The sequence below is a fragment of the Coprococcus sp. AM97-35 genome (assembly GCF_027697525.1).
In the GTDB taxonomy this organism is placed as follows: domain Bacteria; phylum Bacillota; class Clostridia; order Lachnospirales; family Lachnospiraceae; genus Allocoprococcus; species Allocoprococcus comes.
The window spans coordinates 299,182-312,418 of record NZ_JAQESL010000001.1; the positions used below are offsets into that span (position 1 = coordinate 299,182).

Genomic DNA, 13,237 nt, shown 5'->3' on the forward strand with positions numbered 1-13,237 from the left:
TGGTCGTACTCAAATAATCACCTCTGTCTATTCTTCATACAGATCAAGATCATCTGCTACTTCTTCCTCTGATTCTTCATCAGCAGAATATTCTTCGTCTGAATACTCTTCCTCCTGATAATCATCTTCATAATTCTCAGCCATATTCATATAATCTGCCGGAAGTTCGCCAGACTCGATCGCCTGTGTTTCGTTCTTGATATCGATCTTATATCCGGTCAGTCTTGCTGCAAGACGTGCATTCTGACCTTCTTTACCGATTGCAAGTGAAAGCTGGTAATCCGGTACAATTACACTTGCTGTTCTCTCATCCGGATCAGCCATTACAGAAATAACCTTCGCCGGGCTGAGTGCATTCTCGATCAGGATTGCCGGGTTATCACTCCAGTTGATGATATCAATCTTTTCACCGCGGAGTTCATTTACAACGGCTCCGACTCTGGCACCGTTCATACCAACGCATGCTCCAACCGGATCTACATCCGGGTCGTTAGACCATACTGCGATCTTGGTACGGGAACCTGCTTCTCTTGCGATGCTCTTGATCTCTACAATACCATCACGCACCTCGGTTACTTCCGCCTCAAAAAGACGCTTAACCAGTTCCGGATGTGTTCTTGATACAAGGATCTTTGGTCCTTTTGTCGTGTTCTTCACCTCTACAACGTAAAGTTTGATACGCTCTGTCGGCTCGAATTTCTCACCTTTTACCTGCTCATTCTCAGTAAGGATCGCATCTGCTTTTCCAAGGTTTACACTGACATTCTTGCCAATATATCTCTGAACCACACCTGTCACGATATCTTTTTCTTTTTCAAAGTACTGATCATATACAACTTTTCTTTCTTCTTCGCGGATCTTCTGAAGAATCAGGTTCTTTGCATTCTGTGTTGCGATACGTCCGAAAGATTTGGACTCAACCGGGATCTGTACGATGTCACCGATCTCATAAGAAGGATCGATCATCTTCGCATCTGCAAGACTGATCTGTTCTACTTTGTCCTCTACTTCTTCTACAACGGTTTTCTCCTGGATCAGAGTGTAATCGCATGTCTCCTTATCCATAATTACTTTGATATTGTCTGCTTTTCCGAAATGATTCTTACATGCATTGATCAGTGAATTCTCAATGGCATCCATCAGAGTATCTCTGCTGATATCTTTTTCCTCTTCAAGAATTGTAAGTGCTTCTAATAATTCGGTATTCATTTCCTTCTTCCTCCTGTCACTAGAAATCGAACGCCAGACGGATCAGTGCGATGTCTGCTTTATCAAATGTCATCGTCTCGCCGTCTTCATATTCAATGGTAACTGTATCTTTATCATAATCTTTTAAGATTCCAATAAACTCTTTCTGTCTGTCGATTGCCCGGTAAGTACGAACCTCTACTTCTTCTCCCAGGCTTCTTGCAAAGTCTTTTTCTTTCTTCAGCGGTCTGCCAAGTCCCGGCGAACTCACTTCCAGAATATACGCTTCATCGATAAAATCCTTCTCATCCAGAATGTCTGAAAGTTCCCGGCTTACAACCTCACAGTCATCGACCATAATTCCTCCCGGCTTATCAATATAAGCACGCAGGTACCAGTTTCCGCCCTCTTTTACATATTCTACATCCCAGAGATCAAATCCATGCTTTTCCACGATTGGGTTCAGAATCTCTTCTGTTTTCTGTTCATATACTTCTTTTTTTGACAATCTGCAACTTCCTTTCTTAATCAGGCTCCAAAAATCTGTCCGATTTTGGTTGTATGACTGGCAAAAAGAAGAGTGAACTTTCGTCCACTCTTCTGCCAGATTTCTTATGTAACTGCATACAGTATAGCACTACTTTTCCTGAAATGCAAGGATTTTTAAAATATATGCCTGATTCTCTTTGTAAAGACGCTTTCCGTCGTTCTCTTTCAGCCATTTAACAACCTGGATATCTGCTGCCCAGTCATCTGCCCAGACTTCATCACCTTCGCCACGCGCCGCTGCTTTTTCTGCAATGTATCCCGCCGGGTTTTCCGTAAGATCTTTCAGTACTTCATATGCTTTTTCATTCTTATCATCCAGATCCTGTATCAAAACAACGGTTTCTGTATCCGGTGTCTTTCCATCGAGTGCCTGCAGCTGTTCATTATATTTTTCCAGATTCTCCAGGCTGTCCTTCGCATCCTCCAGACATTCTGTCAGGATTTCGATCTCCGTTTTTCCAGTACCACCCTTTGCAACCGGGCGGATGGATATTTCTGAATCAGCAGTCGTCTTTTTCAGCTCTGCCCGAATCCTCTCCTCATCGTGATCCATTCTTCCGATATCATATCCAAAGTAAAAACCGCCAATTCCAATCACAACAAGAAGAACGATTGCAAAAATTCTTTTTCCGGATTTTTTCTTTTTCATCTTCCGTCCTCCTTACCCTAATATCGTACCTGCTATAATTCCAAGGATCATTCCGCCGATCCCGGTTCCCGCAAGCGCCGCAAGATATAAGAGTACCTTCACCGCTTTGGATTTCTCCTTTTTCACCTTTGGAAGTGCCGGACCAGGCTCCGGTGTTCGCCTCTCCTGCGTCTGTTCCGGTGTCTCCTGCCGCGGCATTCTTTCGATTTCTTCTTGTGTCGGATAGGCAAACGGCATCACATCTGCTTCAAGAGCTGAAAATAATTTTCCATCAATCCACTGAAAATACTGCCAGATCGCCGCATCAAACATCCGGTGGGTATCCAGAAAATGATACCAGGATTCCACAAAGGTTTTTGTTCGGAAATATTCTCTATACGCCGGTTCCTCCAGAATATCCTTCCAGTGATACAGCTTATTCCGTTCCTTTTCATTCAAATACAGACTGATGCACTGCTCCATGATTTTCCGGACCTCACGGTCATCCGCGCCTTGTCGCTCAGAAGCATCCGCCATATTCTGGAACTGACGGGTCCAGTCACTGTCCCATGTCTGGGAATCTTCCTCTAACTGTACAGGTGGCTCTCCTGCCTCTTCTTCCCGGAAACTTTCCTCAGAATCTTCGTCAGAATGCACAGGAAGTTCTTCATACTGCGCAGAAGATTCTTCTGACTGTGCATCTTCTTTCTGAGGATTTTCCATGTAAGCCTCTTCCGGATTTCTCTCCGGCTCTGCATAATTCCATGTTTCAGATTCCGCTGCTTTTTCCTGCTCCGCTGCTCCCATCTCCATCCGCCGCGGCTCTTCCGGCATCTGTGGCTCTTCCCCTCTTCCCGCATTGCGCTCCGCCCACGCAAGCGCCTCTTCATAGGCATCGTGGATCCTCTGAAATTCCTCCGGATGTTCTTCCGGGTGGAACTCCCGGGACTTCGCCGCATACGCCCGCTTTATCGTTTTCTTTTCCGTTGTTGGTTCAATCCCAAGTACCGTAAAACAGTTCATCACTGCTGCCTCCTCCACTCATCATACAGATAAGCTTCTATCTTGACCGGCACCGATCTCTTCGGTGTATTCTCCACAATATCCAGAAGCTCACTTGTCCTTATATACGCCTTCTCGATCGTCCGCAGATCCTGTGCATTTAATGCAACTGAAAAATCTGCCAGGATCTTGTCCAGATATTTTCGGATTTCTCCGGTGTTTTCTTCGTAAAGACGGTCGCCTCTTTCCAGCAGAAGCCGGTTCTTTTCCTGCTCTCTCGGATGGATCTTAATCTTCTGCAGCTCTTTTCTTCTTTCCTCAATCTGCTCTGGTGTCAGATGGATATTTTTGTTGACGATCACCTTACTGAAATGCTCCTTGGTGCTCACCACGGTCACATCCACTTCCAGAATTCCGTTAATGTCATAGGTAAATCGGACATCCACCGCTTCCCTCTGATCCTCTCTTCTTGCCAGCGGCACCGGCACACGGATCCGCCCGAGCTCCAGATTCTGGTCTGCATAGCGGTGCTCGCCCTGTAAAATCGTGATATCACAGTATTCCTGGAACTGATGTACCGTCCAGTATCGCTCCACCCGGCTGATCGGAAGAACCGAATTTCGCTCAATGATCGGAGACATGATCGCCGGTCCTTTCGGATCCCCGTGAATGATCTCGGTTCCGAGTGTAAACGGACATATATCTGTAAGAAGTACATCCCGCACTGCCTGCTGTCGTTCCTTAATCCCGGCATACATTCCGGCGCCGACCGCAACCGCAACATCCGGATCGATCTCACACCGCGGTCTTTTGCCACTTAAAAACTGCAGATAATTCTGCACGATCTTCATCTTACCGGATCCACCGATCATAATGATCTCGTCAATATCTTCCCATCCATAACCACTGTCGTTCATCGCCCGTTTCAGTGGAATCCCGATTCCTTCCAGCAGCTTTGCAGACACCTCCAGAAGTCCTTTCGCATCCAGTTTCATCTGGTAAATCTGTCCGCCGATCACAACCTCCATCTCGCCCTCCGGCGCATCAGTCAGTGTACGTTTCAGCTTCTCACTCTCCCGGATCAGGCTGGCTCTTTCTTCATTAGTGATCTTTCCTTCATCAATCTGATTGACACTTAGGAATTTTTCCGCAATTGCACGGTTCACATCATCCCCACCGAGATGATTGTCTCCGGCAACTGCCACAATCTCGATCACACTGTCAAATGCATCTACGATCGAGATATCCAGAGTTCCTCCGCCAAAATCAAACACCAGAAAGGTCTGATCCTCCTTAGTCTTTCCAAAGCGATAGGCAAGTGCTGCCGCCGACGGCTCATTGACCAGACGCTCCACAGTAAGTCCGGCAAGCTCTCCTGCCATCTTCGTCGCATTTCTCTGAAAATCATTAAAATACGCCGGAACACTGATGACTGCCTCTTCAACCGGCTCACCCAGGTATTTTTCCGCATCTTCTTTCAGCTGCCGCAGGACCATAGACGACAGATCTGCCGCTGTAAACCGCCTGTTTCCAAGCATAAATGTCTTCTCCGTCCCCATAAAACGCTTGAAACTTGCCACTGTACTTTCCGGATGGGAGATCAGACGCTCTTTCGCCGTTCTCCCTACCAGCATCTCACCGTCCTCATCAATTCCTACTACCGACGGTGTTAAATATTCTCCCAGATTATTTGGAATCAACGTGCATTTATCATCCTGCCACACGCTTACCAGACTGTTTGTTGTTCCAAGATCAATTCCTACCGTTGCCATATGACCGACCTACTTTCTCATTCGTGTTCCTGTTCCATCTCTTTTCGCCCGTTTCAAACGGTTCAGTGTCACTTCTTTTTCATGGAAGATCACCTTGCTCTCCGTTCCTTCTTCAAACAGATATACCTCTTCCACGCTGTCATTTTTCTGTAATTTCATACCGCGCACACCAACTGCACCCTTTTTCTTCTCCGAAACTTCTTCCGCCGGGAAACGGAGCACAAATCCATTCTCCGTCATCAGAACTACATCCTGCACATCCCGGATCGGCCGGATACTTACCAGTGCATCTTCATCCTGCAGTTTCGTTGCCGCGATTGTCCGCTTAGTTACCTGGAATTCACTTCCTGCCACCTTTTTGATCATTCCCTGCTTCGTGACAAACAGAAATTTTGAGAAAAAGAGTTCTCTGTCATCACATAGATATACGATTTCTTCTTTTGTACTGTCAAAATTACTTACATTGTCGATTGGAAATCCTTTGTCCCTGAATTTTCCATAAGGGAGATCCATCACTTTGATCTGATGCATCTTGCCATCCGATGTAAAAAGACACAACTTGCCAGTATTCATACAGCGCAGAATATACTTATTCTCCTTATCTGCCGCTTCCCGGTTACGTTCATAGACGGATCCATCCACCGTCTTTGCATAACCAAATCGATCCATCAGAAGGACAACCTCTTGCTCCTGTACTTTATTTTCCTCAAACACAGCTTCTTCTGCATTCTCGATCTTCGTTTTACGCTTCACGGCATATTCTTTTTTCAGCGCATCCAAATCATCAATGATCACCTGCGCCATAGAATCATAATTATTCAGAATATCCTCATATTTTGCAATATTTGCAAGCGTTGTCTCATGCTCCTTCATCAGCGCCTCGATTTCCAGACCGATCAGCTTGTACAGACGCATCTCCAGAATTGCCTGTGCCTGCCGGTCAGTAAACCGGAGCATGGATGCCATCTTCTCAGATCTTTTCGACTTAAACTTGATCTTCTCCGTCGTACCTGTTGTCAGACATTCTTTTGCATCCCTGATGGACGAGCTTCCACGCAGGATCTCAATGATCAGGTCGATCACGTCACACGCCTTGATCAGACCCTCCTGGATTTCTTTTTTATCCTGCTCTTTTTTCAGCAGCGTCTTGTATTTTCTGGTTGCAAGTTCAAACTGGAAATCTACATGATGTTCGATGATACGTTTGAGTCCCAGTACTTCCGGTCTGCCATCAGCTACCGCAAGCATATTGACACCAAAGGTATCCTCCAGTCTGGTCTTTTTATAAAGCATGTTGATCAGATTGTCCACATCTGCATCACGCTTCACTTCAATTACAATACGGATTCCTTCCTTGGAAGACTGATTGGAAATATCTACGATGTCACTGGTCTTCTTTGTCTCCACCAGATTGCAGACATCGTTCAGAAATTTACCGATTCCGGCTCCGATCATGGTGTACGGGATTTCGGAAATGACGATCTTCTTCCGTCCGCCTTTTATCTCTTCCACATCTACTTTTCCACGAATCTTGATCTTTCCGGTTCCAGTCTCATAAATTTCTGCCAGATCATCTTTATTGACGACAATCCCGCCTGTCGGGAAATCCGGTCCTTTGATGTACTTCATCAGCTGTTTTGTCGTGATGTCATTGTTCTTCATGTATGCCTTAACCGCATCCACAATCTCACCCAGGTTATGTGTCGGAATACTGGTTGCCATACCAACTGCGATTCCTTCCGCACCGTTCAGCAGAAGGTTCGGAATTCTTACCGGAAGAACTGCCGGCTCTTTTTCTGTCTCATCAAAATTCGGTACAAAATCAATAATATCTTTGTCCAGATCGGCAAGATATGCCTCCTGTGTGATTTTCGCCAGTCTTGCTTCAGTATAACGCATGGCTGCAGCCCCGTCTCCTTCAATGGAGCCGAAGTTTCCATGACCATCTACCAGGATCATTCCTTTTTTGAATTCCTGTGCCATAACAACCAACGCTTCATAGATCGAGCTGTCTCCATGTGGATGATATTTACCCATGGTATCCCCGACAATACGCGCGCATTTACGGTATGGTCTGTCATAACGGATTCCCAGCTCATACATGTCATAGAGTGTTCTTCTCTGTACCGGTTTCAAACCATCCCTGACATCCGGGAGGGCTCTGGAAATGATAACACTCATGGCATAGTCAATATATGATTTTTTCATCAGCTCCGAATATTCCGTCCGGATGATCTGTGACTCTTCCATTTTCTCTTACCTCTTCTAGTTTATGTTTTCTGATGCACAGACTTTCCCCTTTTGAAAATCCATGCCTTTCCGATCTGTTTTTAAATATCCAGTTCTGCCTCTGTCGCATTTTCATAAATAAATGCGCGGCGCGGCGGAACTTCTGTTCCCATCAGCATCTCTGTTACACCGGATGCCATACGTGCATCCTCGATCTCGATCCGTTTCATCATTCGAGTTTCCGGGTTGAGGGTTGTCTCCCAGAGCTGCTCTGCATCCATTTCACCCAGACCTTTGTATCGCTGCAGGGTAAAATCGGAATGTGTCTTTCTATATCTCTCCAGTGCCTTATCATCGTAAAGGTACTCTTCTTCTCCCTTTTTCGGCATTGCCTTATAAAGCGGCGGCATTGCCACGTAGACATGACCTTCGTATATCAGTTCCGGCATAAACCGGTAGAATAAGGTCAGCAACAGTGTGGAAATATGCGCTCCATCCACATCCGCATCCGCCATGATGATAATCTTGTCATACCGCAGCTTTGTGATATCAAAGTCATTACCGTATCCCTCTGAAAATCCACATCCGAATGCATTGATCATGGTCTTGATCTCGGCATTTGCCAGAACCTTATCGATGCTTGCTTTTTCCACGTTCAGGATTTTTCCACGGATCGGCAGGATTGCCTGATACATTCTGTCGCGGGCAGTCTTTGCGCTTCCTCCCGCAGAATCTCCCTCAACGATGAAGATTTCACATTTGGATGCATCCCTGCTCTCACAGTTGGCAAGCTTACCGTTACTGTCAAAGGAATATTTCTGCCTGGTCAGAAGATTCGTCTTTGCCTTTTCCTCGGTCTTACGGATCTTTGCTGCTTTTTCCGCACAGGAAAGAACCTTTTTCAGTGTCTCCAGATTCCGGTCAAAGAAACGCGGGATCTCATCACTGGTCACCTTTCCGGTCGCTTTTGCCGCATCCTGGTTGTCCAGCTTTGTCTTGGTCTGTCCCTCAAATCTCGGATCCGGGTGCTTGATCGATACGATCGCCGTCATTCCGTTCCGTACATCCGCACCGGTAAAGTTGGCATCCTTATCCTTTAACACACCAATTTCACGGGCATACTGGTTCATGATCGTCGTAAATGTCGTCTTGAACCCGGTCAGATGAGTTCCCCCTTCCGCATTATAAATATTGTTGCAGAAACCTAGTACATTTTCATGAAATTCATTCACATACTGGAATGCAACTTCCACTTCGATACCTTCTGCTTCTCCTTTATAGTAAACCGGATCGTGGATCACTTCTTTTTTGGAATTCAGATCCTTGATAAATCCAATGATCCCATCCGGTTCATGATACTCGATCCTCTCTTCCTGTGTCTTTCTTTTATCTGTAAATATAATCGTCAGTTCCGGATTCAGGTAGGCTGTCTCATGCAGTCGGCTCTTGATCTCTTCCTCTTTAAATCTCGTCTTCTCGAAAATTGTCGGATCCGGAAGAAAATTGACACAGGTTCCGGTCTTTTTGGTCTTTCCGATCACCGGAAGAAGCCCATCCTCCAGTTCTACCACCGGAATTCCTCTCTCATAACGGTCGTGGTGGACCGCACCGTCACGGCTGATCTTTACATCCATATAAGTAGATAGTGCATTAACAACCGAAGAACCTACTCCATGCAGACCGCCACTTGTCTTGTATGCCGAATCATCGAACTTACCTCCCGCATGTAGAGTGGTATATACGATTCTGGCCGCCGATACTCCTTTTGCATGCATACCTACCGGCACACCGCGTCCATTATCTGTTACCGTTGCAGAACCGTCCTTTTCCAGTGTCACCTCTATCTGTGAACAAAATCCTGCCAGATGCTCATCTACCGCATTATCTACAATTTCGTACACCAGGTGGTTAAGCCCCTTGGTACTGACGCTTCCAATATACATTCCCGGTCTTTTCCGGACGGCTTCCAGTCCTTCCAGAATGGTAATACTCTCCGCATCATATGTAGTCTTTTTTGCCATTTTCTTCCTCTCCTCTTATGATCTATCCTAAAATATCCAGGTAAAATCCTGCGGCAGCAGCCTCCTTACAATTTCCCGGATTCCCTGATCTGTTTCTTCAATTCAGTAAGAAAAATTCTATCTCAATTTCAATCCTCTTGTCAAGCCAAATTGACCTCCCCCGTCATTATAACATATTTTATATCATTAAACTTCTGTAGTTTCCATTCTGTCATAAGAATCCTCCCTCTATCGTCCGGTCAGCACACTATTTAAAAGGTCTGCCAGCACCTCCATGGCATTTCGCATTTCCTCTACCGTGTTGGTCTGCGCGCCCGCCTCAATAAGAAGCATCCGCGGCATCAGATCCATATTGTATTTATAGCCGCGAAGATAGTTTCTCCTTGCAAATCCCGGATATTTTGTTTCTGCCGCAATCTTCATCTGCAGGGAAAATGCAAGATTATCCTGCAAATATGGATTGGCCATTCCGGCAAGGTCTCCGTTTACCCGCGTCCGGCTAAGTCCGTTAAAAAACATGATCTGTGCCGTCGGTTTCCCATTTATCTCTGTCACCAGATGCGTAGTATCCGCCACGCCGTCTCTATGCAGATCGATCACCACTTCGATACTCGGATTTTCCGCAAGGATCTGTTCCACCTCAGGTTTGGCAAATTCATAGGCCTCGCTCCGGTCCAGTTTCCCATTGATCAGATCATATACACCCTCATGATGCATGGTCGGAATCTTGTATTTGTTATTTAAAATCTCCGTCAGATAACGCCCGATCCCTACAATTGAGGTGGACGGATCATTGTCCGAATCTGCAAATGTCTCCTGGGAATGGGTGTGATAGATCAGGATTTTCGAACCGCCCGTACTCAGATCGATCCTCAAATCCTTTCCAAGCAGCTCCGAAGCGTTCAACTCCGAAGGATTGATATAAGTCACGCTGTCCACCGTATAAAAATTGCTCACAAGATATTCAAAATCATTTAGCCGCTCCATCGAAAGATCCATCGTCGGTACGGACGCCTGCCTTGTCTCTTCACTTTTGTCTTTCCCGATAAGCTGTCCATTTTCATCCACCGAATTTTCTTCTTCTGCCTGCTTTTTTGCAAGAATCGCATAGGTAGCCTCATCTTCTGTCAGAAGCTCTGCCGCCTCCCGTTCAGTCACATAATTGCCAAGAGGAATCAGAGCAGATGCCATGTGGACAACAGCCTCCGTCACCCGGATTTCCCCTTGTTTTTTTTCCGTATATGTAACTCCCGGCATATAAAGTCGCTCCGCATTCTCCTGAACACTCTGGATCATCCTGATCTTCCAGGACTTCGGGATCAGTGAACCGCTGCTTTTTGCTTCCAGTCCCCAGATTCCCAAAATCATAATGGCAAGAAGCACACAAATTCTCTGTTCTTTTTTCATCTGCGCGCCTCCCTGCCAGTTTCTGAAGATCGCTGTAGCAAAACCATATCTTTCCAGACTGGATCCTGCCCCAGACCTTTTGTGTCATATTGACATAATATATGCAGCTCACTGCCTGATTATGTCGCTGAAGCTGCAAAAAGCATATTCAGTGCCTCCGAAATCGTATAACTGATTCGCCTGACGGTCTCATCAATATCTTTTGGTGTTACAAACATTCCATTTAAATGTGGCGCGATCAGTTCTTTGATCAGCTCATATTTTTCTGCCGGACTGTATCCTTTGATCACACTTGCCATGCCTTTTAAAGATTCAGATACTTCCACTGCACTGAGCAGATTATCCATCGTATCGCCTACAATGGTTGCCGCATCCACTACAGTCGGCACACCGATTGCAATCACCGGGATCCCGACTGTCTTTTCCGTGATTGCATTTCGGTGATTTCCCACCCCGGATCCCGGATTGATTCCCGTATCCGCAATCTGGATCGTCCGGTTCAGCCTTTTTGAATTTCTCGCTGCCAACGCATCGATCACCAGAAGGATATCCGGTTTTGTCTCTGCCACCACCCCCCGGATCACCTCCACAGTCTCCATTCCGGTCTGCCCCATAACCCCCGGCACGATCGCGCTGACCGACCAGACCTCATCTTCCCCTGTTGCATACTTTCCGTACTCCTCAATGATATGCCTTGTGATATGCAGGTTGTCTACCACATAAGGACCAAGTGCATCCGGTGTCACCTGGCGGTTGCCAAGACCGACCACCAGGATCTTTTCCATCTTTCTTTTAGGAAGCAGTTCTCCAATGAATTTCCGGAGCTGCTGTGAAATCTCCTCATGATATCCTTCATCGGGAACTGCCATTTCCGGTGCCTCGATCGTGATATAGCTGCCAACCGGTTTCCCCATCACTTTTGCTCCGTTTTCGGTCTCAATCCTCACGGTCGTGATGCGGATCTCATTTTCCTCATCATACTCTTCCGTCAAGATCACACCCTGAACCTCAACATGGTCAGATTCAAACCGTTCCTTCTCTTCCAGCGCCAGATCCGTCCTGATATTATACTTTTCAACCATAGTCCTCTCCCATTTCTGTATTTTCTGTCTTATTCACTTAGTTTTTCGCAAAAAATTGGAATTATGTATTGACAAGCAATCTTTCTTCGCCTAAAATAAATAAGTGTGTTCGACGGATGTTCCGTGTCACTTTTCGTCGAATTCAATATTATGATTATATAATTTATGAAATGATAATTTGGAGGTGTCGGAAATGGCTAATATTAAATCCGCAAAAAAGAGAATTTTAGTAACTGAGACAAAGACAGCTAGAAATAAAGCAATCAAATCTAAAGTGAAAACTTATGTAAAGAAAGTTGAAACTGCTGTTGAAAAGAAAGACGTTGAAGCTGCAAAGGTTGCATTAAAAGAAGCAATCTCTGTAATCAACAAAGCAGGAAGCAAGGGTGTTTACCACAAAAATACTTGCGCAAGAAAGATCTCTCGTTTAACAAAAGCTGTTAACGAAATTGCTTAATTCCGGTTTCGAGATAAATAATGAATGATAAAAAGGCAGCCATCCCGTCAGTGGCTGTCTTTTTTGTTTTCATAAATCTTTCAAAAAAGAGTCTGTACTGAAATGCTGCTTGTATTCGGTACAGACTTTTTTTGTCTTCTGATTTTCTCTTATAATTTAGAATAACCGTAGCTGTTCACGATAGCTTCGATCCGCTGTCCTTCTCTGCACTTCGGGCAATCTTCCGGAGAATATGCTCTGTAATGTGGAAGATCACTGCTTGTGAAGATCGTATTGACTTCCATTCCTGCAATCTTGTTGACTGAACTGAAAATTGCGCTGATTCCGCAGACTCTTCCACCGTAGTAGAGAACAGACTCGATTGCTTGTTTGACAGATTTACCGGTTGTGATGGACGCTGCAAGGATCAGAACCTGTTTGTTCTCAACCATTCTCTGTTTGTTGTCACGGAACAGGATCTGTCCGTCCTGATACATCTCCGGGGTAATAATGGAAATGTTGTTTCCTTTGCTGAGTGAGTACTGGTTCTCATCGGCAAGCTGCTCGGCAAGGAAGGTTCCGATCACTTCTGTCTCTTCCATGCAAACGATGGTATCTACCGTTGTGTTAGAAAGGTAAGCTGCTGCAAGAACTTTTGCAGTTTCACGGGCGTTGTTGTGACGGGATTTGACCGTTGACATGTCGATGTAGGTGTTGATGTGGGAATGACTTGTTGCAAAGTGTCCTTTTAAAATTTTAATTCGCGCCTTTGGGTTTTTAGCGGAGCGAAGGTCTTCCAGTCTTTCATCCATTTCTAGTTCCTCCTTTAAGTTGTTTTGGTGGTTTTGACTGGTTTTAGTATAGCACAGAGGGGTGGGTTGTGCAATATGTATATTGCGGGGGAGTATGGTGGAGGAACGGGA

General features: G+C 45.6%; 11 protein-coding genes. 1 reads left to right on the forward strand and 10 read right to left on the reverse strand.

Annotated features, from left to right (window positions below; all coding sequences use genetic code 11):
* Positions 1–27: 27 nt before the first annotated feature.
* From nusA to gpr, 9 genes are all read right to left on the reverse strand, one after another.
* Positions 28–1,209 (reverse strand): transcription termination factor NusA, encoded by a 1,182-nt coding sequence (gene nusA, locus PG840_RS01445; protein ID WP_008369313.1) that lies wholly within the window; start codon positions 1,207–1,209, stop codon positions 28–30.
* 19 nt (positions 1,210–1,228) lie between these two features.
* A complete protein-coding gene (gene rimP / locus PG840_RS01450; RefSeq protein WP_008369315.1) occupies positions 1,229–1,696 on the reverse strand; it encodes a ribosome maturation factor RimP in 468 nt (155 codons plus the stop codon).
* Between the two features lie 129 nt (positions 1,697–1,825).
* Entirely contained in the window at positions 1,826–2,386 is a 561-nt protein-coding gene (locus PG840_RS01455; RefSeq protein ID WP_117556497.1) for a hypothetical protein, read from the reverse strand.
* 12 nt (positions 2,387–2,398) lie between these two features.
* Positions 2,399–3,388 carry a DnaJ domain-containing protein gene (locus PG840_RS01460; RefSeq protein ID WP_270613291.1) on the reverse strand — a complete coding sequence of 330 codons (990 nt, stop codon included), beginning with the start codon at positions 3,386–3,388 and terminating at the stop codon, positions 2,399–2,401.
* Positions 3,388–5,139 (reverse strand): molecular chaperone HscC, encoded by a 1,752-nt coding sequence (locus tag PG840_RS01465; protein ID WP_270613292.1) that lies wholly within the window; start codon positions 5,137–5,139, stop codon positions 3,388–3,390. Before PG840_RS01465 ends, PG840_RS01460 begins: the two co-directional genes overlap by 1 nt.
* Before the next feature lie 9 nt (positions 5,140–5,148).
* Positions 5,149–7,389: a DNA gyrase/topoisomerase IV subunit A gene (locus tag PG840_RS01470; RefSeq protein WP_270613293.1), complete on the reverse strand. Its 2,241-nt coding sequence runs from the start codon at positions 7,387–7,389 to the stop codon at positions 5,149–5,151.
* A gap of 80 nt (positions 7,390–7,469) precedes the next feature.
* Positions 7,470–9,389 carry a DNA gyrase/topoisomerase IV subunit B gene (locus PG840_RS01475; protein ID WP_022220261.1) on the reverse strand — a complete coding sequence of 640 codons (1,920 nt, stop codon included), beginning with the start codon at positions 9,387–9,389 and terminating at the stop codon, positions 7,470–7,472.
* A 228-nt stretch (positions 9,390–9,617) separates the two neighbouring features.
* Positions 9,618–10,796: a stage II sporulation protein P gene (locus PG840_RS01480; RefSeq protein ID WP_022220262.1), complete on the reverse strand. Its 1,179-nt coding sequence runs from the start codon at positions 10,794–10,796 to the stop codon at positions 9,618–9,620.
* Between the two features lie 119 nt (positions 10,797–10,915).
* Positions 10,916–11,878, reverse strand: a complete 963-nt coding sequence (gpr, locus tag PG840_RS01485) for a GPR endopeptidase (RefSeq protein WP_117823782.1) — start codon at positions 11,876–11,878, stop codon at positions 10,916–10,918.
* 193 nt (positions 11,879–12,071) lie between these two features.
* On the opposite strand from gpr, the gene rpsT reads away from it, so the two are divergent.
* Positions 12,072–12,335, forward strand: coding sequence for a 30S ribosomal protein S20 (gene rpsT, locus PG840_RS01490; RefSeq protein WP_008369333.1), 264 nt, complete (start codon positions 12,072–12,074; stop codon positions 12,333–12,335).
* A 149-nt stretch (positions 12,336–12,484) separates the two neighbouring features.
* Here rpsT and PG840_RS01495 read toward each other — a convergent pair whose 3' ends face one another.
* The gene (locus tag PG840_RS01495; protein ID WP_008369334.1) at positions 12,485–13,126 is read right to left on the reverse strand and encodes an orotate phosphoribosyltransferase; all 642 of its coding nucleotides are present in this window, start codon (positions 13,124–13,126) and stop codon (positions 12,485–12,487) included.
* Positions 13,127–13,237 lie beyond the last annotated feature (111 nt).

What these genes read in the sequence shown, in the direction of transcription:
- nusA (WP_008369313.1), bottom strand. Translation starts at nt 1,209, where the DNA reads ATGAATACCGAATTATTAGAAGCACTTACAATTCTTGAAGAGGAAAAA.
- PG840_RS01455 (WP_117556497.1), bottom strand. Translation starts at nt 2,386, where the DNA reads ATGAAAAAGAAAAAATCCGGAAAAAGAATTTTTGCAATCGTTCTTCTT.
- PG840_RS01460 (WP_270613291.1), bottom strand. Translation starts at nt 3,388, where the DNA reads ATGAACTGTTTTACGGTACTTGGGATTGAACCAACAACGGAAAAGAAA.
- PG840_RS01465 (WP_270613292.1), bottom strand. Translation starts at nt 5,139, where the DNA reads ATGGCAACGGTAGGAATTGATCTTGGAACAACAAACAGTCTGGTAAGC.
- PG840_RS01470 (WP_270613293.1), bottom strand. Translation starts at nt 7,389, where the DNA reads ATGGAAGAGTCACAGATCATCCGGACGGAATATTCGGAGCTGATGAAA.
- PG840_RS01475 (WP_022220261.1), bottom strand. Translation starts at nt 9,389, where the DNA reads ATGGCAAAAAAGACTACATATGATGCGGAGAGTATTACCATTCTGGAA.
- PG840_RS01480 (WP_022220262.1), bottom strand. Translation starts at nt 10,796, where the DNA reads ATGAAAAAAGAACAGAGAATTTGTGTGCTTCTTGCCATTATGATTTTG.
- gpr (WP_117823782.1), bottom strand. Translation starts at nt 11,878, where the DNA reads ATGGTTGAAAAGTATAATATCAGGACGGATCTGGCGCTGGAAGAGAAG.
- rpsT (WP_008369333.1), top strand. Translation starts at nt 12,072, where the DNA reads ATGGCTAATATTAAATCCGCAAAAAAGAGAATTTTAGTAACTGAGACA.
- PG840_RS01495 (WP_008369334.1), bottom strand. Translation starts at nt 13,126, where the DNA reads ATGGATGAAAGACTGGAAGACCTTCGCTCCGCTAAAAACCCAAAGGCG.